Origin of the sequence: Maritimibacter sp. (assembly GCF_016774595.1) — a bacterium.
Taxonomy (GTDB): domain Bacteria; phylum Pseudomonadota; class Alphaproteobacteria; order Rhodobacterales; family Rhodobacteraceae; genus Maritimibacter; species Maritimibacter alkaliphilus.
In genome coordinates, this window is sequence record NZ_JACBWT010000002.1 from 1611065 (window position 1) to 1636155 (window position 25091).

Consider the following 25091-nt stretch of genomic DNA (forward strand, 5'->3'; position numbering starts at 1 on the left):
GTCAAAGACGTCCGACGATAGCTTCGATCGATTTGCGCAGATCGTCCGGCTGAAAGGGTTTCAGGAGGAAATTGTTCATCCCGAGCTTTTTGCCGGTCTCGATGATTGTCTTGTCGGCTTTGCCGGTGATCAATAGGAAGCCGACCCGGCGCGTTTGTGCGCCGGACCGGAGTGCGTGAAGCAGCTGCAAACCGTTCATACCGGGCATGTTCATGTCCGAAATGACAAGATGAACCGGCCACTGCGCGATCTTTTGGAGCGCTGACTGACCGTCTGCGGCCGTTTCAACCTGCCGCACCCCGAAACCGTCCAACGCCTGTGTTAGGAGGCCGCGGCTTGTCGACATGTCGTCAACGACAAGAATTCTGATCTGGTCTCTAAGGGGCATCAGCTTTCCTTTCCCGTTACCGTGATCGGGACATCGGTCCGGCGATATGCGGTGACACTCGATTTTGCGAAGTAGGCTTCCGCGCAAGGCGAGATACGCTCGCTATGGCCCAGAAAAAGCCAGCCGCCCGGCCGGATACGTTCGGCGAATTTCGACCAAAGCCGCGACTGGGTATCTTTATCGAAGTAGATCACGACGTTGCGGCAGAAAACTGCATCGAAGCGACCTGTCATTGGCCAAGGTTTCAGGAGATTGAGAACACGAAACGTCACTGCATCGCGCAATGTGCCTTTGGCCTCGAATGTACCCGATCCATCGGCATGGAAGTAGCGCGACAGATGCTCGTCCGACAGCCCGCCGAGCATTTGCTTCGGATAGGCGCCGGTTCGTGCGAACGAGATCACATCCGGATCGATGTCAGTCGCAAGGATCTTGCACCCGTTTTCTGGTCCCAGCCCAACGCCATTGAGCACCATCGCGATCGTGTATGGCTCCTGCCCATTTGCGCAGCCTGCCGACCAAATCCGTGTGGGCTGACCTGCACCCGCTCTTTCGAGCAGGTCCTTTGCGACATCGGTGGCGAGAAGATCGAAGTGATGGCTTTCGCGGAAGAAGTGAGAAACGTTCGTCGTGAGCGCGGAAATCAGCTGGCCAAGTTCGGCCGCCCCTTCTGGTCGCTCGACAAGATCGCAATACCCTTCGTAACTGGACAGGCCAAGGTGCCTGAGCCTGCGGGCGAGGCGTGTGCGGACCATGTCGGATTTGTTATCGGCGATGGCGAGGCCCGCCTCCCGCATGGCGATGTGGGCGAGGCGACGAAACGAGTCGGGGGACATGACCGGCCCCTGGAGCGTGAAGTCTTGCGACCGCCCGCCCTTTACGTGGTGGACGTCCGAGCTCACGCGGCTTCCTCGTCCGAATGCGGGATCACGGCGCCGAGGTCGAGCACGCGGATCATGCGGTTGTCCATAATCGTCAGCGCGGAGACGAAGCTGCGTTGCTGATCCGCGGGAAGGTCGGGGGGCTGCTGAAGATCGTCTTCAGATATGGCGAGGATGTCGGAAACCGCATCGACCATAAGGCCGACGACCCGCTCACCGATGGCCACCACGATGATGACGTTCCGCTCGCTGTCCGTCTCCGTACCCAGTTCGAGGCGACCCGCAAGGTCCATGATAGGAAGGACCGTGCCGCGCAGGTTGATCACGCCGATCATGTAGGGTGGCGAATGAGGCAGCGTCGTCGCCTTGGCCCCGCCACGGATTTCGCGAACCTGCATGATATCGACGCAGTAATCCTGCCGCCCTACGAGGAAGGACAGATACTCGCGGACCGAGCCATCGGTCGTCTTGTCTGCCAGCGTATCGGGATCGGTCATATGAAGTCTCCGTGCGAAGAGGAACCCGACAGCGATTTTGGCCCGCTGACGGCGGATGAGATCTTGGTCAGCCCCGAGGCTTGGGCGATCAGGTCGATGGGGTCGAGGATCAGAGCGATTTGACCATCGCCCAAGATGGTGGCCGCCGCGATTCCGGGCACGCGGCCATAGGATTCCTGAAGGCCTTTGATAACCACTTGCCGCTGGTCTTCGATGGCATCCACGACCACTGCAGCGGATAGTCCGTCTTCTTGGCCGATGAGCAAAACCACGCCGCCGGTGTAGTCGTCGAGGGGTGTCCGGTAGCCAAGTTCGGCGCCGAGATCGATGAGTGGGACGAAACTGTCGCGGATATTGATAACGTGTGTGGATGGGCCGAACGCGCGCAGATCCTCTTGCGTCACGGCAAGGGTTTCGAAAATCGCGTTGAGCGGAACGACGAGCGTTTCACCGGCCACGCGGACCACCATGCCGTCCAGCACCGCCAGCGTCAGAGGGAGGGAGATGGAAAAGGTCGTGCCGGCACCGGGGTCCGACTGGATCGAAATGCGACCGCCGAGGGATTGGATCGAACTGCGGACCACGTCCATGCCGACGCCGCGACCGGACAGGTTCGAGATTTCGTCGGCCGTCGAAAAGCCGGGCAAGAACAGGAGGTTGTCTATCTCGCTGTCCGAAAGCTGGCTGTCGGCGGGAATCAGTTCCTTTTCGATCGCCTTCTTCAGAACCTTCGGGCGGTTGATGCCGGCCCCGTCGTCAGCGACCTCGATGACGACGCGCCCGGAACGGTGGGTCGCCGTGAGATAGACGGTGCCCTCGCGCGGTTTGCCCGCGTTTTCGCGCAGGTCGTTCTGTTCCAGACCGTGATCCACGGCATTTCGGATCATGTGGGTCAGGGGGTCGGCCAGACGTTCGATGACGGTCTTGTCGACCTCGGTATTCTCGCCCTCGGTTCGCAGCCGGACGTCCTTGCCGATTTCGGCGGAGGCTTCGCGCACGATGCGCGACATGCGTTGGAACAACGATTTGACCGGCTGCGCCCGGATCATCATGACGCTTTCCTGAATGTCGCGCGTGAGTTGCTGGAATTCCTCGAGCCCGGTGCGCACGGGGGAGTTCGGGGGAATGCCCGCCGCTTCGACGCTTTGACTGAGCATGGCTTGATTTATTACGATTTCGCCGACGAGGTTCACCAGGCGGTCGATGCGGTCCAGATCGACGCGAACGGTGGCGCGCGGCGTGGCGGGGGCAGCAGTCGCCGGTGGGGATGCGCGTTCCGGCGCTGGCGTAGCGGAAGGTGCCGCTACCGGGGGAGCGGCGTCAATCTGCGGTTCGTCCGGGACTTCGGCATCTTCGACTAGATCCAGATTTGCCGTCGGTTCGGTGTCGACGGTTTCAGCCTCCTCGACGGCGTCGTTCAACACGGAAAGGACGGCGAGGTCCGCAAGGGCGGGGTCGCCAGCAAGCGGTTCGATGTCGAGCGCACACAGACCTTCGACGAAATCGAAGGCTTCGGCAATCGCCGCGCGATCCTCGGACGTCGTCAGCGACAAGTCCCAACCGAGATGTGCGTGTTCGCAATCCAGATCCGCCAGCGGGGGGAGGTCGTTGTCGTGGCAGGTGACGTCGAGTTCCCCCAGATCGCGCAGGGCGCGAAAGAGAAAGAGCGGCTCGTTGCCGTTCGCATAGAGCATGGGGCCGGGTTGAAACCGAATGCGCCATGTCGGGTCGTCGGTTTCGGTGTCCGGCGATCCCAGATCGAGATCGAAGGCGAGTGTCGCGACTTCGAAATCGATCGCCTCCTCGGGCGACGCCTCCGCTTCGACCGGGCCGCCCAGAAGCGCGTCGAGTTCCGCAAGCACCGGATCGGTGCGTGTTCTGTCATGGTCGATCCCGTCGCGGCTTTCCCGCACGAGATCGCCCAGAATGTCGTTGCAGGTGAAGAACAGTTTCAGGACTGCGGCATCGGCCACCAGATTGCCGCCCCGCACCTCGTCCAGAGCCGTCTCGAACCGGTGGGCGAAACTGACGAGGCCGTCCAGCCCGAATGCGCCCGCGCCGCCCTTGATCGAATGCACCGCACGGAACACGACATTTACCGTCTCGCCGTCGCCTGCGCCGTCATACATCGTTTGCAGACCGTCTTGCAGGGCTTCGAGCAGTTCTTCGCATTCGATGAAGAACGAGGCCCGGATTTCCGCCATCGGATCGGACATGACCTTACCCCGCTACCATTCTGAGCGCCTTGACCAACTTTGCCGGGTCGAACGGCTTCACGATCCAGCCGGTCGCCCCGGCATCGCGTGCCCGCGCCTTCATGTCGGCCGCGCTTTCGGTGGTCAGGACGAGGATTGGGATTGAGCGATATTCTTCACGTGCGCGCACGGCGTCGATGAACCCGAAGCCATCGAGTCGAGGCATGTTGATATCTGTGATGATCGCGTCGGGCGGGGCCATGTCATCCAGCACCTCGAGCCCATGAACCCCATCTTCCGCCACGTGCGTTTCAATGCCTTCCGCGTTCAGGGCGAGACGGACCATGTCGCGCATCGTGCGGCTGTCGTCGACGGCAAGGACGTGCATCGTCATGTCTCGGCCTCCCACGTCGTCAAGGTGTCCGGGTTGAAACCGAGAAGCGAAAGCTGGTCGCAGACCGTGGTCGAGGCATTCTCGAACGTCAGCGACCGGCCCGCTTCGGCCCAGCTGCGTGCGGCGGCCCGGATCACCTGAAGCGCGAGGCCTCCGATCTGCGTCACATGCGTGGCGTCGAGAACCACGTCTTGATCCGCCTGCGCGAGCAGATCGTCGCGCAAGGGTCCGGCGGCTCTGAGGTCGAGTTTCGGTTGCAGGGAAATGGTGGCGCTCATTCCGCTGCCCTCGCGCCTGGGCGGTCGTCAATCATCACATGCGGCCCCTTTGTCGATCCGGTCACGTCACCGGGATACGGCAGGGGTCGTTAAGATTGGCTTACCCCGAGACGGATTTTCCGGGGGCGAGTTTCTGCGCCAGATGACGGGCGCAGCCGGTCAGGGCGGCGTAGTCGTCGGAGACGAGGTAGACCGGGAAATTCTTCATGAACCCGGCGAAGCGGCCCTTGTCGCGCATGGCGTCGTCGAATCCCATCTCGGCAAGGTATGGCCCGACGGCCCGCGCGACACCGCCGATCAGGAAAACACCGCCGAAGGGCAGGTGGATCAGCGACAGGTTGCCCGTGACGGTGCCGAGGATGCGCACGAAGAACGCCAGCGCCTCACGCGCCAGATCATCGCCGGTCTCGGCCAGTTCCATGACCTGCGCCGCGGAATATTCGCGGGCCTGCCCGGCGCGGCGGCTCATCCAGTTCGCGACATGGGCGAGACCACGGCCCGACAGCACATCCTCGACCGCCGGAAAGCCATGGGCGGTTTCGAAATCGCGGCAGAGGTCAAGTTCCTCGGTCGAACGGATCGGCAGGTTCGCATGACCCGCCTCGGACGGAACGACGAGTCGCCCGGCAGGGGTTTCGTGGACCGGGGCGCAGTTGAACCCGGTGCCGACCCCGATCACGAGCTTGGCCGCGTGGGCAGGGGCGGCCGGTCCGCCGACGATCGTCTCCAGACACCCATCGGCAATATGGTCGAGCGCATGGCCCTGTGCCTGAAGGTCGTTGATGACATCGACCGTTTCGGCCTGTGCCGCACGCCCCACGGTTTCGGCGTCGATGGTCCAGTCGAGGTTCGTCATCGTGCCCACGCCGTCGCGCACGGGGCCGGCGAGCGCGACGCAGGCACCTGCGCAATCGGGCCGCCCATGCGCGTCGAGATAGGCGTTCAGCACCGTCTCCAACCCCGGATAGTCCGCGTTCTTGAACCGCTCGACCGTGTCGGTGAGCACGCGGTTGCCCTCGGCCAGAGCGACGCGGGTGTTCGTGCCGCCGATATCGGCGACGAGGGTGAGGGCGTTGGCGGTCATGGGCAAGGTCCGGTCGTTCTGAGGGTGTCAGGTGCGCACCAGCGCACGGGCCATGTCTTGGTAGGACGCCTTCGGGGTGCGATCAAGGCTGTCGAAATCCACATGCACAAGCCCGAACCGTTTGTCGTAGCCCAAGGCCCATTCGTAGTTGTCCAGAAGCGACCATGCGAAATAGCCCTTCACCGGCGCACCCTGCGCGATGGCTTCGCGTACGGCGCCCAGATGCGCGTCGAGATAGGCGATGCGCGCGTCGTCTTGCACCGCGCCGTTGTCCAGCACATCCGGGGCCGCCATGCCGTTTTCGGTCACGTAAAGCGGCAGGTCACCGGAATAGGTCTTGGCCACATGGGTCAGGAAATGGGTGAGGCCGTCGGGAAAGATCTCCCACCCCATGTCGGTTTTGGGCAGGGGGCCGGGAATTTCCTCATGCGCGGGGAAGGGGCCGGGGACGGGTCTGATGATCTTGCGCGTGTAATAGTTGATCCCGCACCAGTCGAGCGGTTGGCGGATCGTGGCCATGTCGTCCTGCCAGCCCACGGGCAGATGCGGCTCCAGCCCCGATAGCATCTCGTCCGGGTAGGTGCCGTGGAACGCCGCGCCAAGGAAGGTGCGGTTGAAGATCGCGTCATAGGTCGCGGCTGCGCGTTTGGCCTCGTCGGTGTTCTCGGACGGCATCGTGTATTCGAGGTTGAAGACCGCGCCCAGATTGTTGTGACCTGCCGCGCGCATCGCCTCGATCCCCATGCCATGCGCCTTCAGCACGTTGTGGATCGCCCGCGCACCCGCGCGAATGTCGCGCAGTCCCGGTGCGTGGATGCCGAGAAAATGGCTGAGCCAGCTGACGCACCAGAACTCGTTGATCGTGGCGGTCGACCAGATGCGGTCGCCGATCCGGTCCATCAGGACCGTGGCATAGTCGGCGAACCACTTGGCCACGTCGGGGTGGGTCCAGCCGCCTCTGTCGGACAGCGCCGAGGGCAGTTCCCAGTGATACAGCGTCAGCGCCGGTTTGACCCCGCGCTCCAGCATCCCGTCGACCAGCCGGTCGTAATAGTCCAGCCCGTCGGCATTGGGCGTCCCGCGCCCCTCGGGCAGCACCCGCGCCCAGCTTGCCGAAAAGCGGTAGACGTCGAAATTTCCGTCCCGGATCAGGTCGAGGTCTTCGGGCCAGCGGTGGTAGTGATCGCAGGCCACCGCGCCGTCCTCGGCATTGACGACATTGCCGGGGGTGGCGGCGAAGGTATCCCAATGGGTCGACCCGGCGCCGCCGAATTGGTGCCCTTCGATCTGATAGGCCGAGGTCGAGACACCGAAGAGGAAGTCTTCGGGAAAATCCTTGCGGGAATGCGAAAGCGTCATACGGGGTCCGTCGTTCTGGCGTGGGCCGGGGCAGGGCCGGTGGACTGGCCGATCAGCAGTTCGGCCTCCATCAGCGAGGTGCGGGGGGTGTCCGAGCCGTTGGCGATGATGTCGAGCAGCATGGTCGCCGCCCGCCGCCCGGCCTCGCGCACCGAAGACCTGGTGGCAGTGAAGATCGGATCGTCGCGCCCGTTGGGTAGATAGGACAGGTCGTCGTCATGGATGATGACCGACACGTCGCGGCCCATTTCAAGGTTCGCCTCGCGGATCGCACGTCGGATGCCGATGGCGGGGATCATGGACGAGGTGATGATCGCGGTGGGCGCGTCGGGGCGCGCAAGTAGCGCGGCGGTCGTGTCATGCCCGAATTTCTCGGTCATCTCGCCCGAGAACATCAAGCTTTCATCATGGGTTATCCCGCGTTCCTCATGCGCCGCCTCGAACCCGGCGCGGCGGCGGATCGCGAAATCCATATCCTCGAGCCCGTTGATGAGCGCGATGCGGCGGTGTCCGAGATCGAGGAGAAAGTTCGTGGCGCGCTGAAAGGCCCTGAGGTTGTTCATATCGACCCAGGAATACGCCTCGTCGCTTTTCGAGGCGCGACCGTGGACGACGAAGGGGATGCCGACGGCTTTCAGCAGCTTGATGCGCTGGTCGCCCGACCGTGGGGCGTGAACGATGATCCCGTCCACCGACGCCTTGTGCTTGAACTCTTCGTAGGCGCGTTCCTGCTCCGCTTCGGGCACAATGGAAATCAGCATGTCGTATCCCGACTTGGAATAGACCTCGCCCGCACCCGCGATGAAATCCGCGAACACCGGGTTCACCATCTCATGCTCCGAGGCCAGCGGGATGACGTGCCCGATCGCCATGGCGCGGCCCGTGGCGAGTGATCTGGCGCGCATGTTGGGGCGGTATCCATAGGCATCGGCGGCGGCCTGAACCCGCTTGCGCGTCGCCTCGGACACCTCCGGGAACCCGTTCAGCGCGCGGCTGACGGTGGTCGGAGACAGGCTCAGGGCCTTGGCGAGCTCTTTCAGGGTCATCGCTTTCAAACCGCTTTGGATTTTGCCGACGGTAACGATTCACGCGGCTCCCGTCAAAGGTCTGCGTTTGTGCTGCGCAGACGTAAGGAAAACAAGCATAAATGGTGTGCATCACGGGAATCCGCATTGACACATGGCAGGTCATACGCAAGTTTCAGGCATCCAAAACGGTTTGGAGCAAGCGACTCGCGCGTGCCGGACCCTTTGAAATCGAAGCCAAAAAACGCGCCCAAGGCGCACATTCTGGGAGGATTGCATGAAACGGAAACTGATCGCGAGCGCGGCCGTTCTGGCGCTGAGCGCGGGCTTTGCCCATGCCGCGAGCCACGAAGGCGGAATGTTCACGCCCGGCGAAGGCCCCTATGACTGGGAGGGTCTCGATGCCTTCGCCGCCGAGCACGACTATTCCGGGCAGGAGGTGACGATCCTCGGCCCGTGGCTGGCCGGCGAACAGGACAGCTTCAACAACCTGCTCGATTTCTTCGAAGAGGCGACCGGGGCGAGCGTGTCCTATGTCGGCTCGGACTCGATGGAACAACAGATCGTTGTGGATGCGGAAGCCGGGTCGGCCCCGAACATCGCCGTGTTCCCGCAGCCGGGTCTGGCCGCCAACATGGCGTCGCGCGGGTTCCTGTCGCCGCTGTCCGACGAAACCGCGGCCTGGATCACCGACAACTACGCCGCCGGGCAATCCTGGGTCGATCTGGGCACCTACGAGAACGACAGCGGGGAAGAGAACCTTTACGGCTTCTTCTTCAACGTGAACGTCAAGTCGCTAGTCTGGTACATCCCCGAGAACTTCGAGGACTTCGGCTACGAAGTGCCCGAAACGATGGAAGACCTGAAGGCGCTGACCGATCAGATGGTCGAGGACGGCGAAACCCCGTGGTGCATCGGCCTTGGCTCCGGCGCCGCGACCGGCTGGCCCGCGACCGACTGGGTCGAGGATCTGATGCTGCGCACGCAGGAACCGGCGGTCTATGACCAGTGGGTAACGAACGAGATGCCGTTCAACGACCCCGCCGTCATCGAAGCGATCAACGAATTCGGCTGGTTCCTCGACGGTGACCGGGTGTCGGGCGGGCGCGAAGCCGTGGCTTCGGTCGATTTCCGCGACTCGCCCAAAGGTCTGTTCGATGCGCCGCCGCAGTGCATGATGCACCGTCAGGCTTCGTTCATCCCGGCCTATTTCCCGGAAGGCACCGAAGTCGGCGCCGACGTCGATTTCTTCTACTTCCCGGCCTATGCCGAAAAAGACCTTGGCACCCCGGTGCTGGGGGCGGGCACGCTCATGGCGATCACGGACGACAGCGAGGCCACGCGCGGCCTGATGCAGTTCTTCCAGACCGCATTCGCGAACGAGATCATGATGTCGCAGGGCGCGTTCCTGACCCCGCTCAAGAGCGCCAATCCCGAGGCCTATGCGGATGACACGGTGCGGGCACAGGGCGAAATCCTGACCAACGCCACGACCTTCCGCTTCGACGGGTCCGACCTGATGCCGGGCGGCGTCGGCGCCGGGTCGTTCTGGACCGGCATGGTCGATTTCGCCGGCGGCAAATCCGCCGAAGAGGTCACGCAGGAAATTCAGGACAGCTGGGACGCCCTGAAATAAGCTGATCCTGTGCGAAAACGGGGGCGGGCCGCATGACGGCCCGCTCTCCCGTCCTTAGACTTCAGGGGGGAGCAAGATGCATCCAGCCATTCAGGCCGTGCTGACCGTCGGTGTCGCCGTCATCGCCGCCATCGGGTATTTCTATCTCTCCAACCTGTTGCTGGACCGGGTTCTGTTCCCGGCACGCGGCAAGAACGCTGGGCGCAACATCAACCGCGCCAACATGATCCGCCCTTGGCTGTTCCTGTTTCCCGCGCTCTTCGCCCTCTGCCTCTACCTTGCCTATCCGGTGGTCGAAACGATCCGCCTGTCCTTCACCGACCGGGTGCCGGGCGGCTACGAATGGGCCGGAACGTCGAACTACCAGCAGATGCTGCGCGAACCGAAATTCTGGGAGGCGTTGCGCAACAACTTCTTCTGGCTCCTCGTGGTGCCGGGTCTGTCCACGCTGTTCGGCCTCATCATCGCCCAGCTTACCGACCGGCTGTCGTGGGGGAATATCGCCAAGTCGATCATCTTCATGCCGATGGCGATCAGCTTCGTCGGCGCCTCGGTGATCTTCAAACTGATCTACGACTATCGCCCGGCGGGGGAGGAACAGATCGGCATCCTGAACGCGGTCTACCTCGCCTTGGGCGGGGCCGAACCGCAGACGTGGCTCACGATTCCGGGGCTGAACAACTTCCTTCTCATGGTCGTGCTCATCTGGATTCAGACCGGGTTCGCCATGGTCATCCTGTCGGCGGCGCTGCGCGGTATCCCCGAGGAAACCATCGAAGCCGCCATCGTCGACGGCGCGAACCCGTTCCAGATCTTCTTCAAGATCAAGGTGCCGCAGATCATGCCGACGATCATGGTGGTCTGGACGACGATCACGATCCTCGTCCTCAAGATCTTCGACATCGTCTTTGCCATGACCAACGGCCAATGGGGCACGCAGGTTTTGGCGAACTACATGTACGACAAGCTTTTCCGCGCGAACGACTGGGGCGTGGGATCGGCGAGCGCGATGGTCATCATGCTGCTCGTCCTGCCCATCCTCGTCTGGAACGTGCGCCAGGCCCGCAAGGAGATGCGCTGATGGACAATATCGCGGGCCGCAAACCGGCGCTTGGCTGGGCCGTCAACATCAGCGTCATCCTGATCGTTCTGCTGTGGATTTTCCCCACCGTGGGTCTGCTCGTGTCGTCCTTCCGCACAGCCGATCAGATTTCGTCCTCGGGGTGGTGGAAGGCGTTTTTCCCGACCGAACAGACCGAACAGTTCCGCACCGCGGACCCGGACGGCCGTGTGCAGGACGGGGACGTCTTCGTGGTGGAAGGCGTCATCTTCGAGAATGCCGAGGCCAATATCGCCTCATGGGGCACGTCGAGCCGCGATGTCTCGGCCTATGCGCCCGGCGAAACCGCCGATCTGGGTGACGGGGAAACCCTGACGCTCAACGAAGACGGCACCTATCGCTGGACCGGGAACGACGAGCAGATTTCGGGCCGGGGGCAGCGGTTCTTCGTCACCGCCACACAGCCGCCGGAGTTCACGCTCAGAAACTACGACAACATGCTGTTCGGCGGCTCGTCCGACAATATCTCAAAGGCGTTCTTCAACACGCTGACGGTGACGATCCCGGCGACCATCATCCCGATCCTGTTCGCGGCCTTCGCGGCCTATGCGCTGGCATGGATGGACTTTCCCGGCCGCGCGCTTCTGATCGCCTTCATCGTGGCGCTGTTGGTGGTCCCCCTGCAACTCGCCCTGATCCCGCTTTTGAAACTCCACCTCTCGATCGGGATCGGAAAGGGCTATCTGGGGGTCTGGCTGGCCCATACCGGCTTCGGGCTCCCCCTCGCGGTCTATCTCTTGCGAAACTACATGGCCGGTTTGCCGCGCGACATCATCGAAAACGCGCGCGTCGACGGGGCGACGGATTTTCAGATCTTCATAAAAATCATCCTTCCGCTCAGTTTTCCGGCACTGGCGAGCTTTGCGATCTTCCAATTCCTCTGGACATGGAACGACCTGCTTGTGGCCATCGTGTTTCTCGTGGACTCGTCGGGGGACACGACCGTCATGACACGCCACATCGTCGAGCTTCTCGGCACACGTGGGGGCAACTGGGAAATTCTCGCCACGGCGGCCTTCGTGTCGATGGCGGTCCCGCTGCTCGTCTTCTTCTTCATGCAACGCTACTTGGTCCGGGGCCTGCTGGCCGGATCGGTAAAATGAGGTTCTCGTGAACGTAACGACCCAAGCCGCACCGAAAATGACCCATCTGGAAAAGGACCCGGACTGGTGGCGGGGGGCGGTGATCTATCAGATCTATCCGCGCAGCTATCAGGACTCGAACGGGGACGGGATCGGCGACCTTCTGGGCATCGTCGGGCGGCTGCCCTACATCGCCTCGCTCGGCGTCGACGCGATCTGGATTTCGCCGTTCTTCACCTCGCCGATGAAGGATTTCGGTTACGACGTTTCGGATTACTTCGATGTCGATCCGATGTTCGGCACGCTGGCCGATTTCGACGCGGTGATCGAAACCGCGCATACCCTCGGCCTCAAGGTGATGATCGACCTCGTCCTGTCGCACACCTCCGACGAACATCCCTGGTTCAAGACCAGCCGCGCGAGCCGGGAAAACCCCCGCGCCGACTGGTATGTCTGGGCCGATGCCAAGCCCGACGGCACGCCGCCCAACAACTGGCTGTCGATCTTCGGGGGCAGCGCATGGCAGTGGGACAGCACCCGCCTGCAATACTACCTCCACAACTTCCTGACCTCGCAGCCCGACCTCAACTTCCACAACGACGAGGTGCAGGACGCGCTCTTGGGCGTCGCCCGGTTCTGGCTGGATCGCGGCGTCGACGGCTTCCGGCTCGATACCATCAACTTCTACACCCACGACGCCGAACTCAGGAACAACCCGCCGCTGAAGCCCGAGGAACGGCAGGCCAAGACCGCGCCCGCCGTGAATCCCTATACGTGGCAGAACCACCTTTACGACAAGTCGCGGCCCGAAAACCTGATTTTCCTGCGCAAGCTGCGCGAGCTGATGAAGCACTACAACGCCGCCGCCGTGGGCGAGGTGGGCGACGACCAGCGCGGGCTGGAAATCCTTGGGGAATACACCAAGGGCGACGACCTGATGCAGATGTGCTATGCCTTCGAACTGCTCTCAGGTTCCACGCCGTCCGCCGGCTATGTCGCCGAGACGCTTCAGGCGATCGAGGATTACGCGCCCGACGGATGGGCCTGCTGGGCCTATTCCAACCACGACGTCGTGCGCCACATCTCGCGCTGGGATCTGTCGCCCGCCGCCGCGCGCGGCTTCGCCACCCTCATGATGTGCCTCAAGGGCTCGGCCTGCATCTATCAGGGCGAAGAGCTTGGGTTGCCCGAAGCCGAGCTTGCCTTCGAAGACCTGCAAGACCCCTACGGCATCGAATTCTGGCCCGAATTCAAGGGCCGCGACGGCTGCCGCACCCCGATGGTCTGGGACCACGACCGCGCGCTTGGCGGCTTCACCAACGGCGGCAACGCGTGGCTTCCGGTTCCCGCCGAACACCTCGCGCTCGCCGTGGACAAGGCCGATGCCGACCCCGGCGCACTTCTGCACCATTACCGTCGCGCCATCGCGTTCCGACACAGCCACACCGCGCTCAAAAAGGGGCGTCTCGAGGATCTGCGCGCCTATGGTCAGGTGCTGTCGTTCCGCCGCGTGTCGGACACCGAGGAAATCTTTTTCGCGATCAATCTGGGCGAAGTCCCGGTCAGCATCACGCCGCCCAGGGGAGAGGGGTGGCTCGAGATCGGCGCGGAACTCAACGCCGCACACCCGCGGCTCGACGGCGAGATCCATCTGGCCCATTGGCAACCGTCGATCTTGCTCAGGCCAATCGAACAAGAAGAGGCCTGACAAGGGCCGGGGAGGAGAACATGGCTGATCTGAAACTGACCGGAGTGGGCAAGACCTACGGCGGCAAGGTCGAGGTGCTGAAAAACATCGACCTCGACATCAAGACCGGGGAACTGATCGTTTTCGTCGGCCCCTCCGGCTGCGGCAAGTCCACGCTTCTGCGCATGATCGCGGGGTTGGAAAAGATCACCTCCGGCACGCTCGAAATCGACGGGTTGGTGGTGAACGACATTCCGCCCAGCGAACGGGGCATCGCGATGGTGTTCCAAAGCTACGCGCTCTATCCGCACATGACGGTCTACGACAACATGTCCTTCGCGCTGAAGATCGCGAAGAAGTCGAAAGACGAGATCGACGCGAGCGTGCGCCGCGCGGCCAAGATCCTGCAACTCGACCCGCTTCTGGATCGCCTGCCGAAAGAGCTCTCCGGCGGCCAGCGACAGCGCGTCGCCATCGGGCGCGCCATCGTGCGCGATCCCAAGGTCTACCTCTTCGACGAGCCGCTCTCGAACCTCGACGCCGCGCTGCGCGTGGCCACCCGGATCGAGATCGCGCAACTCAAGGAATCGATGCCGGAAAGCACGATGATCTACGTCACCCACGATCAGGTCGAGGCGATGACGCTTGCCGACAAAATCGTGGTGCTCGCCAACAAGGGCATCGCTCAGGTCGGCAGCCCGCTCGAACTCTATGAAACCCCCGACAACGAATTCGTGGCCCAGTTCATCGGCTCTCCCTCGATGAACCTGCTGCCGGGCAAGGTCGAAGCGACGGGCGCCGAGACCACCGTGAACGTGACGGGGCATGGCATGGCCCGTTCCAACGTCCCGACACAGGAGGCGGACAAGGGCCGCGCCGTCAACATCGGTATTCGTCCCGAAGATTTCCGCATCGCGCAGGACGGCGAGAATTACATTCTCGAAGCCACGGTCGATTACGTCGAACGGCTGGGCGAGGTGACGCTGCTCTACTTCGTGGCCGAAGAGGGGGCCGAACCGCTCATCGCCAAGCTCCCCGGCATCCACAAGGACCTGCGCGGAAACACCGTGCGCCTGACTGCCGAGGCCGAAAAGGTCCACATGTTCTCGAACGGTCAGACGATGCGCACCTGACCCGTCCTTTTTCCGGTCCAAAATATCCCGGAGAGGGGTTTGGGGAGAGGCTGGCCTCTCCCCAACATCGCGATGCGGCGCAAGCCGCAGCGCAACACCTTGCAGCCCACACGCCCCCCGGATAAACCGGGCGCTTCCCGAGGAGCGCCCCCATGTCCGACCCACACCGCACCCTTGCCATCGACTTCGGCACGTCGAACTCGGCCGTCGCCGTCCTGATGGGCAGCATAGCCTTCCGCGTGCCGCTCGAGGCGGGGAACGACACGCTGCCCACGGCGGTCTTTTTTCCCACCGGCGGCGCGATGCGGATCGGAACCCAAGCGGGCGAGGCGCTGATCGCGGGCACCGAAGGGCGCTATATGCGCGCGCTGAAAAGCGTGCTCGGTACGTCGTTGTTTCACGAAAGCCGTCTTATCGGCGGCAAGCGCCGGACCCTTGCCGACATCGTCACCGCGTTCCTGACGAAAGTGAAAACCCGCGCCGAGGATATGACGCGGATGACCTTCTCCACCGCGGTTTCGGGCCGCCCCGTTCATTTCCACTCGAACGACCCCGAGCGCGACGCCCGCGCGCAGGACGACCTCGCCGCCTGCTACCGCGCGGCGGGCTTCGAGCACTTGCGCTTCGTCTATGAACCCGAGGCCGCGGCCCTCGCGGCGGGCAAGGGCAAAGGGCTTGGCCTTGTGGTCGATATCGGCGGCGGCACCTCGGATTTCTCGGTGTTCCGCGAGGGGCCGGAGGGCGCCGAGATTCTGTCCTCCCACGGCATTCGTCTCGGCGGCACCGATTTCGACCAGTCGATCTCGCTCACCCATGTGATGCCGCTTCTGGGTCACGGCAGCCAGCTTACGCGCGACATGGGGGCGGGCCGTCTGCCCATGCCCAAGGCGCTCTATGTCGACCTCGCCACATGGGCCAAGATCCCGTTCCTGTACAGCCCCGAAACCCGGCGCACGATCAAGGACTACCACAAGCACGCGGTGGAACCGGTCCTGATCGAACGCCTCGCCACCGTGATCGACGAGGAACTCGGCCATGACCTCGCTTTCGCCGTCGAGCGGGGCAAGATCGCTGCCAACGGGCCGGACGGGGCAGGGCGCGTGGCGATGGGGCTGGTGGAGCCGGGGCTTGCCGCCGATATCACCCGCGCCACGATGGATGCGGCACTGGCCGACCAGACCGCCACGCTCACACAGGCGATCCGCGAAACGCTCGACCGGGCCACGGTCAAGCCCGCCGACATCTCCCGCGTCGTCCTCGTCGGGGGCTCGTCGCTCATGTCGCTCGTCGAGGGCGCCGCGCACAGCGTCTGCCCGGCGGCCACGCTCGAGCGGTCCGAGGCCTTCACGGCGGTCGTCGACGGGCTGGCCCTTGCCATCGACCGGCGTATCGGCACGCCGGTTTGACCGCTCGCACCTTGCCGCGTCCCCGCACCGTTGATAGGTAGACGCGGATAACGCGCAGAGGAACGACCATGCGGGCAGAGGCTCAGAACAACGTGGACGCCATCGAGAAATCGCTGGCCCTTCTTCGGCAACGGATCGGCTGGGAAACTGCCGAGCACCGGCTGGAAGAGCTGAACGCGATGACCGAAGACCCGGAGCTTTGGAACGATCCCGACCGGGCGCAGAAACTCATGCGCGAACGCCAGTCGCTGGTGGCCCAGATGGACGGCTACAAAGCGATGGAGCAGGAAAAGAACGACAGCGTCGAGTTGATCGAACTGGGCGAGATGGAGGACGACGAAGAGGTCGTCAAGGACGCCGAAGCCGCGTTGAAGGCCCTCAAGGAACGCGCCGCAGCCGCCGAGATCGAGGCGCTGCTGAACGGCGAGGCCGACCCCAACGACACGTTTCTGGAAGTCCACTCCGGCGCGGGCGGCACCGAAAGCTGCGACTGGGCGTCTATGCTGGCGCGCATGTATGTCCGCTGGGCCGAGGCGCATGGCTACAAGGTCGAGCTTCAGTCGACGACACCGGGCGAAGAGGCGGGCATCAAATCCGCCACCTACAAGATTTCTGGCCACAATGCCTATGGCTGGCTGAAATCGGAAAGCGGCGTGCATCGTCTGGTGCGCATTTCGCCCTACGATAGCGCCGCCCGTCGCCACACCTCGTTCTCGTCGGTCTGGGTCTACCCGGTCGTGGACGACAACATCGAGGTCGAGGTCGCGCCGAACGACATCCGCATCGACACCTACCGCTCGTCCGGGGCGGGCGGCCAGCACGTGAACACCACCGACTCCGCCGTGCGGATCACCCACATCCCTACCGGGATCGTCGTGACCAGTTCGGAAAAGTCCCAGCACCAGAACCGTGACATCGCGATGAAAGCCCTGAAATCAAGGCTTTATCAGATGGAGCTGGACCGCCGGAACCAAGCCATCAACGAGGCGCATGAGAACAAGGGCGATGCGGGCTGGGGCAACCAGATCCGGTCCTACGTTCTCCAGCCCTATCAGATGGTGAAAGACCTGCGGACTTCGTTCGAAACGTCCGATACCCAAGGTGTGCTGGACGGCGACCTCGACGGGCTGATGGCCGCGACGCTGGCGATGGACGTGGCGGGCAAGAGCCGGGCCGAGGCCAACGCGGAAGACTAGGTCGCACCTGCGGGCCGCGTCGAAACGCGCCACCTGCACATCGTGTGAATGCACGCCGGATGCGGCCCCCGCATTCGCCCGCTTGACCGAAACACATTCATCGGATCAAATCTGAACCGCGCGACAGGTGACAACTTTCGTGCGGGAGGGACATTTGACAGACATCACCGCGACCGAACCGTCGCCGACCCCCAAGGTCGCGACCGTTTCCGCATCCGTGATCGGCGAAGTGCTGAGGGCCGGCTGGCGCGACTTCACGCGCGTCCCCCTGATCGGCCTGTTCTTCGCGGCCTTTTATGTCGTGGGTGGCATCATCCTCGTCCTGCAACTGCAACGCGCCGATCAGAGCTATTCGATCATCCCCGTCGCGTTGGGATTCCCGCTCCTCGCCCCGTTCCTCGCCGTCGGGCTGTATGAGGTGTCGCGACGTCTGGAACTGAGGGATGCGAACTTGCAGGGCGGGATGGGCTGCCACTGGTGCGAGATCATCGGGGTGGTGTTCCGCCAGAAAGACCGCCAGATCCCGTCGATGGCCGCGGTCATCATCATGATCTTTCTGTTCTGGGTGTTCATCGCCCACATGATCTTTGCGCTCTTTCTCGGCCTCATGCCGATGCAGAACATCCTGACCGAATGGCAGCACACGATCTTTTCTTTCAACGGGATCAAGATGCTCGGCGTCGGCACGCTCGTCGGGGCGGTGACGGCCTATGTCCTCTTTTCGCTAACCGTGGTCAGCTTGCCGCTGCTTCTAGACAAGGAACTCGATTTCATCACGGCGATGATCGTGTCGTGGCAATTCGTGGCGGCGAACCGGGGGGTGATGATCCTTTGGGGGATCGTGATCGCGGTGATCCTGTTCGCCGCGATGATCCTTGCGTTTCTGGGCCTGTTCATCGCGTTGCCGGTGCTGGGTCACGCCACCTGGCACCTGTATCGCCGCGCGCTCGTTCACCCGGAATGAAAAAGGCCGCCCGGTCGGGGCGGCCTTCAAAATCGGATCAGATCCCGATCAGTTCTGCGCGGGCTTCGGCGCGGGCTGCTGGGCCGGGGCCTGCTGCTGCGGCGCTGCGGCCTTGGGGCGCGGGGCGCCGCCGTTGTTCAGCGGGTCTTCCTGACGCTGAACCGAGCCTTCGAAATGCGCACCGCTTTCGATCGCGATGGTCTTGTGGATGATGTCGCCTTCGACGCGGGCGGTCGAGGTCAGGCGCACCTTGAGGCCGCGCAGACGGCCCACGATCCGGCCGTTCACGACCACGTCGTCGGCGACCACTTCGCCCTTCACGGTGGCGCTTTCACCGACCGTCAGCATGTGGGCGCGGATGTCGCCCTCGATCGTGCCTTCGACAAGGATGTCGCCGGTCGAGCGCAGGTTGCCCACCACCGTCAGGTCCGACGACAGGGTCGAGGCCGGGGCTTTCGCCTTGGGCGTGCTCGGCATCGGGGCCGACGAGGAGGCGCTGGACGCCGGAGGTTTCGGCATAGACGTTTCCCCTGCCGGTTTGGTTTCAGACTCGCCCGCCTTGGGGCCCGGTTCGTTGATGCGGCTCTTAGAAAACATCTCGTCCTGCCTTGATATATGTCATTGGATTCACAGCCTTGCCGCCCACGCGCACTTCGTAGTGGAGATGGGGGCCGGTGGACCGTCCGGAATTGCCCATATCACCAATCAGGTCCCCGCGCGAGACCCTTTGGCCTTTCTTGACCCGGATGCGCGACAAATGGGCATAGCGGGTTTCAAGCCCGAACTCGTGCTGCACTTTGATGAGCCGACCATAACCGGATTGCCAGTCGGCATGGGTCACGACGCCATCGGCGGTCGCGTAGATCGGAGTCCCGACCGGCCCGGCCATGTCGGTGCCCGCGTGTAGGCGGCCCCAACGGGTGCCGAAGCCCGAGGTATAGCGGAAGGTGCCCGGACGCACGGGCATGTAGAACGGCAGCTTTTCAGCGGCGATCCGGTACATGTTCATGCGGTCCAGCTCGTTCAGGATCTGGTTGGCGCGCTCCATGTCCTCATTCGGCTCTTCGCCCTTGGTGGACAGGATCATCGGCATCAGGGGGCCGCCCTGACCGGAATAGCCGCGCCGGACCTGTGCAAGGATATTGTCTGTGGACATGCCGGCGGCCGAGAACATCTTGTCGAGCGGTTCGAGGCTGACGGTCACCGCCTCTTCGAGCTGGCTGAAGATCTGGTTGTTGCGCTCGTCGCGCAGCCGCGCCTCGTAGATCAAATCATCGGTGGCGGTCTTGGCTTCAGCGGCTTCGGCCAAGGCGGCGTCACGCTCCGTGGCGGTCGCTTCCAAAGCGGCGGTCAACACGGCGACGGTCTGGCTCATATCCTCGCCGCTGACCATGACGGGGGCTTGGCCCGAGCCGTCTTCGCCCCGCGCCTCGGCCAGCATGGCTTCGAGCGACCCGCGCGCATCATCGCGTTCGTTCATCGTGCGCCGCAGCGTCGATTGGATCACGTTGATCCCGGTTTCCAGTTCGCGGCGATGCTCTTCCGACGCGAGAAGCTCGGACTGCATTTCGGAAATCTGGGCGAGGGCGAGGTTGAAGCGTTCCTGCGCCGCGACCGCTTCGGCCGCGCGGGCGTCGCGCTGGTCGGCCAGAGTGCGCAGGCGCTCCTCATACAGGCGTTGCTCGCGTTGCGATTGCTCGCGTACGCTGCCCGATGACACGGAATCCATCAGAAGGACGGCGGTGGCGATAATGGCCCAGGCGACGAAGGCGGCGCTGACGACCCAAGCGACCAGTTGCACGGTCGGCGTCAGGATCACGAAGCGGGTTCCCTGTTCCGAGCGCAAAAAGAGCCGCTGCTCAGGAAAACTCTTTTCGAGCCGTCGGTTAAACCTGTAGGCCACTGTGTTCAGCACGCTGTCACCGTCTGATTGCCCCATCCCAATTCTTGCGCGTCTGTTCCCCAACGGCGCGCTTGTCGGTCCTTACCGTGCGATACTGCATAAGTGCAACAATTTATCACCCTTTTGGTCGGGTCAGGGGGTCGCATCGGGCAGGAACCTGCCGATTTCGCGGGGTCAGCGCGCGGGGTCCGATGCCAACGGCCAATAGAAGTCGGGAGGCATCCCGGCCTCGGCGCGCTTTTCCTCGTTGAACGGCGGTTTCAGCCCGCCGTGGAAGTAACGACGCACGAGATCGTGGAAGGCATCCTTGGGGTCGGCCTCGTGCCGCCCGCACAGAAAGTGAAACCATTTGGACCCATAGGCGACATGCGCGACTTCTTCGGAATAGATCACCTCCAGCGCGGCCACGGACTGCGTGTCCTTCGCCTGTCGGAAAATCTCGATCATGCCGGGCGTCACGTCGAGCCCACGCGCCTCCAGCACCATCGGAACGACCGCGAGCCGGCCCATCAGATCCCGCGCCGTATCCTCGGCCGCGCGCCACATGCCCGCATGGGCGGGCAGGGCGCCATAATGGCTTCCCTGCGCTTCGAGCGCATCGCAGACGAGGTTGAAATGCTTCGACTCGTCATCCGCCGCCTTCACCCAGTCGTCATAGAACCCGGCGGGCATCGGCGTGTCCGCGAAGCGCGGGATGATGTCCCAATGCAGGTCCACCGCGTTCAGCTCGATATGCGCGATCGCGTGCAGTATCGCGTTGCGCCCCTCGGGGCTGCCGGGTCGCCTGCGCGGCACGTCGCGCGGGTCGAGCAACTCCGGTCGCGCGGGTCTTGCCGGAAAGTCGGGGGGATCGGCCCGCCCGATGGGCAGCCGATCGCCCGCCGCGCGTGCCGCGAACCATGTGGCCGCATGTCTGCGCGACAGGGCTGTCTTTTCGCGCCCGTCGGCGGTGGTGAGAACCTCCACCGCCATTTCGGCAAGCGTCTGGCTCAAAGCGCCTTGACCGCCGCGAGCACCTCGTCCGCGTGACCCGGCACCTTCACCTTGGGCCAGACCTGCGCGATCTTGCCGTCCGCGCCGATGAGATAGGTGGTGCGGGTGATCCCCATGAAGGTCTTGCCGTACATCTTCTTTTCACCCCAGACGCCGTAATCCTCACACAGCGTTCCCTCGGCATCGGACAGAAGCGGCACGGTCAGCTCTTGTTTGGCCGCGAAATTCTCCTGCTTCTTCACGCTGTCCTTGGAGGCGCCCAGAACCACGGCACCCGCATCGACGAACGCCTGATGCAGCCGGGTGAAATCCAGCGCCTCGTTGGTGCAGCCCGGGGTCGAGGCTTTGGGGTAGAAAAACAAAACCACGGGTTTGCCCGCGAAATCGTCGAGCGACACGGTATCGCCGCCATCGCGGGGCAGGGAAAACGCGGGCGCTTTCGCGCCGATGTCCAAAAGCTGATCGGCCATATTCTTTCCTTCCATTGGGCTTTGCCCTAATCACGGTTCAATCACACGAGCCCCCGGATGGAAAGCACCGGCCAGAGATGACCGAACCGACTGAGCACGAGCCGCCTTCGCGTCCCACGGACGCGTCGTCCCGTGCCGCGCGGTGGCGACCGCGTCGGCTGCATTTTCACCTCGGTATCTGGTCCGTCCTCGCCATCGCCGCCGTGGGGCTGTTTCTGACATTGGCCTCGATGTCGCTGACCGGCCGGGCCATCGCATTGCCCGACTGGGTCGCCGAACGGGTCGAGACCGAACTCAATACGGCGATGCCCGAAGGGTCGATCACACTCCGCCGCATCGAACTGGGTGTCACGCCCAAGGGCCGGCCCAGGCTGCGTCTGGTCGATGTCGGACTCAGGGACGCCTCCGGCCTCGACATCGCGCAACTGAACTCGATCGAAGGCGGCGTGCGTCTTGCACCGCTGTTTCAGGGTGAATTCGTGCCGCGCACCGTGATCCTGTCGGGGGCGCAGGTGACCTTCCGGCGGCTGGCGGACGGCAGCTTCGCCCTGCAATTCGGGCAGGGCGACACCGCCACCGGGAACCTCGCCGACGTGCTCGACGAATTCGACGCCGTGTTCGACGGCGGTATCCTTGCCGAAGCGGTTCATGTCGAGGCGCTCGGCCTGACCATCACGCTGGAAGACGCCCGGACGGGCCGCATCTGGCAGGTGACCGACGGACGGCTGGTGGTGGGGCAGACCGACAAGATCGTCGAAACCGAAGTGAGCTTCGATGTCTTCAACCAGACCGACGAACTGGCCGAGGTCGAACTGGGCCTGCGCACCGCCAAGGCCGATAGCGCCGCCACCCTGTCGATCAGCTTCCGCAACGCCGCCGCGCGCGACATCGGCGCGCAATCGGCGGCGCTGTCGTTTCTGAACCTGATCGACGCCCCCATCGACGGGGCCCTGCGCACGACCATCGCGGGCGACGGCACGATCTCGGACCTCGCAGGCGCGATGGAGATCAAGGAAGGCGCGATCAAACCCAACCCGACCTCGCATCCGGTGGGCTTCGGCGGCGCCAAGGGGTATTTGGACTACGACCCGGAGCAGCAGGCGCTCCAACTCTCCGGTCTTACCTTCACCTCGGATCTGGGCGAGATCGAGCTGGACGGCAAGCTCATGCTCGCCGACTTCCAGAACGACTGGCCGCAATCGGTGATCGGTCAGATCCGCGTGAACCGGGCCTCGTTCACCACGCCGGAGGTCTTCGACGCCCCGGTGACCATCGACCGGGGGTTCGCCGATTTCCGGGTCAAGCTTTCGCCCTTCTCGGTGGATATCGGGCAGGTCGTCCTGTTTCGCGGATCGACGCGCTTCAACCTCGACGGGCGGATCACGGCGGCGGGCGACGAATGGGCGATGGCGCTGAATGCCCATATCCCGTCGATCGACGTGCCGAACCTCAAACAGGTCTGGCCCAAGACGGTGGCCCCCAAGCCGCGCGACTGGATGTTCCGCAACGTCGAGGCGGGCGCGCTGCGCGATGTGCACATGGCGCTGCGCGGCCCCTCGCTGAAATCGGCGGCTCTGATGATGGGGGCCGAAGCCACGGGCGCCCAAGTCCGCGTGATGAAGCAGATGCCGGTCGTTCACGATGCCTCGGGCCATATGTCGCTGGCCAACCAACGCTTCGTCGTCGGGGTGGATCAGGGCACCATGACGGCGCCCAACGGGATGGACATGGACGTCTCGGGCAGCAGCTTCACCGTGCCGGATGTGACGGTCAAGCAAGGCCCCGCGCAGGCCGACGTGAAGATCGAGGGGCCGGTGCAGGGCGCTTTCGCGCTGCTGGAGCTGCCGCCGTTCGAGGTCTTCAAGAACACCGATTTCGGGCCGGACGTCGCCACCGGCAGGGTATCGGCCCACGGCACAGTGAATTTCCTCCAGAAACCCGTGATCCCGATCGAGGATATTCAGTTCGACGTGGCCGGGTCGGTGTTCGACGTGCGCACGGACCAGATCATAAAGGGCAGCACCCTGACCGCGGAGCGGCTCGATTTCACCGCGCGGCCCGAGGCGATCGAGGTCACGGGGCCGGGCAAGATCGGCGACGTCGACGTGCGCGCGACATGGGTGCAGCCCATCGCGCCCGAGACCGCAGGGCAGGGGTCCACGGTCGAAGGCACGATCACGGTCGGTCAGGCGCTGGTCGAGGAATTCAACCTCGGCCTCTCCTCCGCGATCCTCGACGGTGCCGCGCCCGCGCAGTTCACGGCCCGTATCGTGCCCGATCAGCCGATCACGCTGACGGCCAGTTCGACCCTCGTCGGCGCGCGTCTGGCCATTCCCGGCACCGGGTGGAGCAAGGCCGCAGGCACCTCCGGCCAGCTCGACCTGACCGCCACCCTCGGCCCGACGCCGACGGTCGAAACCCTGTCGCTCACCGCGCCCGGCCTGTCCGCATCCGGCACGATCACGACCAAGTCGGGCGGCCTCGACCGCGCCAGTTTCTCGCGCGTGCGGCTTGGCGGCTGGCTCGACGCCCCCGTCACGCTCACCGGGCGGGGGAACGCGCCCATCGCCATTGCAGTGCGGGGCGGGCGTGCCGACCTGCGCAACGCCGGGCTTTCGTCCGGCGGGTCGTCCGGTGGCGCGCGCGGCCCCGCGTCGCCGCTCGATCTGACGCTGGATGAACTGGTGATCGCCGAGGGCATCGTCTTGCAAGGTTTCCGGGGGAACTTCGATCTGTCCGGCGGTCTGCGCGGCACGTTCACGTCACAGGTAAGCGGCGGCGCGCAACTCACCGGCACCGTGGCCCAGACCGAGAACGGTGCGGCCTACCGGATCAACGCGGCACAGGGCGGCGAGATCCTGCGCGGTCTCAACCTCTTCACCAAAGCCAGCGGTGGCGCGCTCGAGGTCGTGCTCGCCCCGACCGGCCAGAAGGGCACCTTCGAAGGCTCCGTCACCCTCACCGACACGCGCCTCGTGGAAGCGCCCGCGATGGCCGAGCTTCTGTCCGCGATCTCGGTCGTCGGTCTGCTCGACCAATTGGACGGCCCCGGCATCGGCTTTTCCGAAGTGAAGGGGCGCTTCAACCTCTCGCCCGAACGCCTGACGCTCTATTCGTCCTCCGCCGTTTCCGCCTCGCTCGGCCTGTCGATGGACGGGTATTACAACTTGGGGTCCAACACGCTCGACATGCAGGGCACGCTGTCGCCCTTCTACCTCATCAACTCGCTGGGCCGCGCGGTGAGCGCCCGCGACGGCGAGGGACTCGTCGGGTTCAACTTCACGCTGACCGGCCCCGCGAAAAAGCCGAACGTGGGGATCAATCCGCTTTCGATCCTGACGCCGGGTGTGCTACGCGAGGTTTTCCGCAGGCAAGCGCCGCAGCAACCCACACCGTGAGG

22 protein-coding genes are annotated in these 25091 nt (G+C 63.9%); 9 read left to right on the top strand and 13 right to left on the bottom strand.

The features are described 5' to 3' along the window. Position 1: 1 nt before the first annotated feature. The 9 genes from HOY44_RS19105 to HOY44_RS19145 form a co-directional block, all read right to left on the bottom strand. Positions 2 to 388, bottom strand: a complete 387-nt coding sequence (locus HOY44_RS19105) for a response regulator (protein ID WP_287436953.1) — start codon at positions 386 to 388, stop codon at positions 2 to 4. Next, positions 388 to 1290, bottom strand: a complete 903-nt coding sequence (locus tag HOY44_RS19110) for a CheR family methyltransferase (RefSeq protein ID WP_287436955.1) — start codon at positions 1288 to 1290, stop codon at positions 388 to 390. The genes HOY44_RS19105 and HOY44_RS19110 overlap by 1 nt, the downstream gene beginning before the upstream one ends. Continuing rightward, positions 1287 to 1766: a chemotaxis protein CheW gene (locus HOY44_RS19115; protein WP_138423207.1), complete on the bottom strand. Its 480-nt coding sequence runs from the start codon at positions 1764 to 1766 to the stop codon at positions 1287 to 1289. The genes HOY44_RS19110 and HOY44_RS19115 overlap by 4 nt, the downstream gene beginning before the upstream one ends. Further along, entirely contained in the window at positions 1763 to 3982 is a 2220-nt protein-coding gene (locus HOY44_RS19120) for a chemotaxis protein CheA (RefSeq protein WP_287436957.1), read from the bottom strand. Before HOY44_RS19120 ends, HOY44_RS19115 begins: the two co-directional genes overlap by 4 nt. Before the next feature lie 4 nt (positions 3983 to 3986). Next, the gene (locus HOY44_RS19125; protein ID WP_008328839.1) at positions 3987 to 4355 is read right to left on the bottom strand and encodes a response regulator; all 369 of its coding nucleotides are present in this window, start codon (positions 4353 to 4355) and stop codon (positions 3987 to 3989) included. Beyond that, positions 4352 to 4633 (bottom strand): STAS domain-containing protein, encoded by a 282-nt coding sequence (locus tag HOY44_RS19130; RefSeq protein WP_040884374.1) that lies wholly within the window; start codon positions 4631 to 4633, stop codon positions 4352 to 4354. Before HOY44_RS19130 ends, HOY44_RS19125 begins: the two co-directional genes overlap by 4 nt. A 100-nt stretch (positions 4634 to 4733) precedes the next feature. After that, complete coding sequence (locus HOY44_RS19135; protein ID WP_287436961.1) at positions 4734 to 5717, bottom strand: glucokinase; 984 nt, start codon at positions 5715 to 5717, stop codon at positions 4734 to 4736. 27 nt (positions 5718 to 5744) lie between these two features. After that, the gene (locus HOY44_RS19140; protein ID WP_287436963.1) at positions 5745 to 7076 is read right to left on the bottom strand and encodes a GH1 family beta-glucosidase; all 1332 of its coding nucleotides are present in this window, start codon (positions 7074 to 7076) and stop codon (positions 5745 to 5747) included. After that, positions 7073 to 8122, bottom strand: a complete 1050-nt coding sequence (locus tag HOY44_RS19145) for a LacI family DNA-binding transcriptional regulator (protein ID WP_040884372.1) — start codon at positions 8120 to 8122, stop codon at positions 7073 to 7075. The genes HOY44_RS19140 and HOY44_RS19145 overlap by 4 nt, the downstream gene beginning before the upstream one ends. Positions 8123 to 8378: 256 nt before the next feature. Here HOY44_RS19145 and HOY44_RS19150 point away from each other — a divergent pair, with 256 nt between their 5' ends. The 8 genes from HOY44_RS19150 (at position 8379) to HOY44_RS19185 (ending at position 18325) form a co-directional block, all read left to right on the top strand. Then, the gene (locus tag HOY44_RS19150; RefSeq protein WP_287436965.1) at positions 8379 to 9737 is read left to right on the top strand and encodes an ABC transporter substrate-binding protein; all 1359 of its coding nucleotides are present in this window, start codon (positions 8379 to 8381) and stop codon (positions 9735 to 9737) included. A 76-nt stretch (positions 9738 to 9813) separates the two neighbouring features. Beyond that, positions 9814 to 10818: a carbohydrate ABC transporter permease gene (locus HOY44_RS19155; protein ID WP_138423202.1), complete on the top strand. Its 1005-nt coding sequence runs from the start codon at positions 9814 to 9816 to the stop codon at positions 10816 to 10818. Further along, complete coding sequence (locus HOY44_RS19160) at positions 10818 to 11960, top strand: carbohydrate ABC transporter permease (protein WP_008328832.1); 1143 nt, start codon at positions 10818 to 10820, stop codon at positions 11958 to 11960. Before HOY44_RS19155 ends, HOY44_RS19160 begins: the two co-directional genes overlap by 1 nt. Before the next feature lie 37 nt (positions 11961 to 11997). Further along, positions 11998 to 13647: an alpha-glucosidase gene (locus HOY44_RS19165; protein WP_287437281.1), complete on the top strand. Its 1650-nt coding sequence runs from the start codon at positions 11998 to 12000 to the stop codon at positions 13645 to 13647. A 20-nt stretch (positions 13648 to 13667) separates the two neighbouring features. After that, entirely contained in the window at positions 13668 to 14759 is a 1092-nt protein-coding gene (locus HOY44_RS19170) for an ABC transporter ATP-binding protein (RefSeq protein WP_287436968.1), read from the top strand. Between the two features lie 152 nt (positions 14760 to 14911). Further along, on the top strand, positions 14912 to 16165 hold the full coding sequence (locus HOY44_RS19175; protein WP_287436970.1) for an Hsp70 family protein: 1254 nt from the start codon (positions 14912 to 14914) through the stop codon (positions 16163 to 16165). 68 nt (positions 16166 to 16233) lie between these two features. Further along, entirely contained in the window at positions 16234 to 17361 is a 1128-nt protein-coding gene (prfB, locus tag HOY44_RS19180) for a peptide chain release factor 2 (protein WP_287436972.1), read from the top strand. Positions 17362 to 17515: 154 nt separating this feature from the next. Then, entirely contained in the window at positions 17516 to 18325 is an 810-nt protein-coding gene (locus HOY44_RS19185) for a DUF2189 domain-containing protein (RefSeq protein WP_287436974.1), read from the top strand. A 48-nt stretch (positions 18326 to 18373) separates the two neighbouring features. Here the strand turns inward: HOY44_RS19185 and HOY44_RS19190 are convergent, their stop codons facing one another. The 4 genes from HOY44_RS19190 to bcp form a co-directional block, all read right to left on the bottom strand. Next, entirely contained in the window at positions 18374 to 18922 is a 549-nt protein-coding gene (locus tag HOY44_RS19190; protein WP_040884369.1) for a bactofilin family protein, read from the bottom strand. After that, entirely contained in the window at positions 18912 to 20240 is a 1329-nt protein-coding gene (locus HOY44_RS19195) for a DUF5930 domain-containing protein (protein WP_502710704.1), read from the bottom strand. Before HOY44_RS19195 ends, HOY44_RS19190 begins: the two co-directional genes overlap by 11 nt. Positions 20241 to 20402: 162 nt before the next feature. Beyond that, positions 20403 to 21200: a ferritin-like domain-containing protein gene (locus tag HOY44_RS19200; protein WP_287437283.1), complete on the bottom strand. Its 798-nt coding sequence runs from the start codon at positions 21198 to 21200 to the stop codon at positions 20403 to 20405. A 17-nt stretch (positions 21201 to 21217) separates the two neighbouring features. Next, positions 21218 to 21706 carry a thioredoxin-dependent thiol peroxidase gene (gene bcp / locus HOY44_RS19205; protein WP_008328823.1) on the bottom strand — a complete coding sequence of 163 codons (489 nt, stop codon included), beginning with the start codon at positions 21704 to 21706 and terminating at the stop codon, positions 21218 to 21220. A 62-nt stretch (positions 21707 to 21768) separates the two neighbouring features. Here bcp and HOY44_RS19210 point away from each other — a divergent pair, with 62 nt between their 5' ends. Continuing rightward, on the top strand, positions 21769 to 25089 hold the full coding sequence (locus HOY44_RS19210; RefSeq protein ID WP_287436978.1) for a YhdP family protein: 3321 nt from the start codon (positions 21769 to 21771) through the stop codon (positions 25087 to 25089). Positions 25090 to 25091: the final 2 nt, after the last annotated feature.

What these genes read in the sequence shown, in the direction of transcription:
- HOY44_RS19105 (WP_287436953.1), bottom strand. Translation starts at nt 388, where the DNA reads ATGCCCCTTAGAGACCAGATCAGAATTCTTGTCGTTGACGACATGTCG.
- HOY44_RS19115 (WP_138423207.1), bottom strand. Translation starts at nt 1,766, where the DNA reads ATGACCGATCCCGATACGCTGGCAGACAAGACGACCGATGGCTCGGTC.
- HOY44_RS19120 (WP_287436957.1), bottom strand. Translation starts at nt 3,982, where the DNA reads ATGTCCGATCCGATGGCGGAAATCCGGGCCTCGTTCTTCATCGAATGC.
- HOY44_RS19125 (WP_008328839.1), bottom strand. Translation starts at nt 4,355, where the DNA reads ATGACGATGCACGTCCTTGCCGTCGACGACAGCCGCACGATGCGCGAC.
- HOY44_RS19130 (WP_040884374.1), bottom strand. Translation starts at nt 4,633, where the DNA reads ATGAGCGCCACCATTTCCCTGCAACCGAAACTCGACCTCAGAGCCGCC.
- HOY44_RS19135 (WP_287436961.1), bottom strand. Translation starts at nt 5,717, where the DNA reads ATGACCGCCAACGCCCTCACCCTCGTCGCCGATATCGGCGGCACGAAC.
- HOY44_RS19140 (WP_287436963.1), bottom strand. Translation starts at nt 7,076, where the DNA reads ATGACGCTTTCGCATTCCCGCAAGGATTTTCCCGAAGACTTCCTCTTC.
- HOY44_RS19145 (WP_040884372.1), bottom strand. Translation starts at nt 8,122, where the DNA reads ATGACCCTGAAAGAGCTCGCCAAGGCCCTGAGCCTGTCTCCGACCACC.
- HOY44_RS19150 (WP_287436965.1), top strand. Translation starts at nt 8,379, where the DNA reads ATGAAACGGAAACTGATCGCGAGCGCGGCCGTTCTGGCGCTGAGCGCG.
- HOY44_RS19155 (WP_138423202.1), top strand. Translation starts at nt 9,814, where the DNA reads ATGCATCCAGCCATTCAGGCCGTGCTGACCGTCGGTGTCGCCGTCATC.
- HOY44_RS19160 (WP_008328832.1), top strand. Translation starts at nt 10,818, where the DNA reads ATGGACAATATCGCGGGCCGCAAACCGGCGCTTGGCTGGGCCGTCAAC.
- HOY44_RS19165 (WP_287437281.1), top strand. Translation starts at nt 11,998, where the DNA reads ATGACCCATCTGGAAAAGGACCCGGACTGGTGGCGGGGGGCGGTGATC.
- HOY44_RS19170 (WP_287436968.1), top strand. Translation starts at nt 13,668, where the DNA reads ATGGCTGATCTGAAACTGACCGGAGTGGGCAAGACCTACGGCGGCAAG.
- HOY44_RS19175 (WP_287436970.1), top strand. Translation starts at nt 14,912, where the DNA reads ATGTCCGACCCACACCGCACCCTTGCCATCGACTTCGGCACGTCGAAC.
- prfB (WP_287436972.1), top strand. Translation starts at nt 16,234, where the DNA reads ATGCGGGCAGAGGCTCAGAACAACGTGGACGCCATCGAGAAATCGCTG.
- HOY44_RS19190 (WP_040884369.1), bottom strand. Translation starts at nt 18,922, where the DNA reads ATGTTTTCTAAGAGCCGCATCAACGAACCGGGCCCCAAGGCGGGCGAG.
- HOY44_RS19200 (WP_287437283.1), bottom strand. Translation starts at nt 21,200, where the DNA reads ATGGCGGTGGAGGTTCTCACCACCGCCGACGGGCGCGAAAAGACAGCC.
- bcp (WP_008328823.1), bottom strand. Translation starts at nt 21,706, where the DNA reads ATGGAAGGAAAGAATATGGCCGATCAGCTTTTGGACATCGGCGCGAAA.
- HOY44_RS19210 (WP_287436978.1), top strand. Translation starts at nt 21,769, where the DNA reads ATGACCGAACCGACTGAGCACGAGCCGCCTTCGCGTCCCACGGACGCG.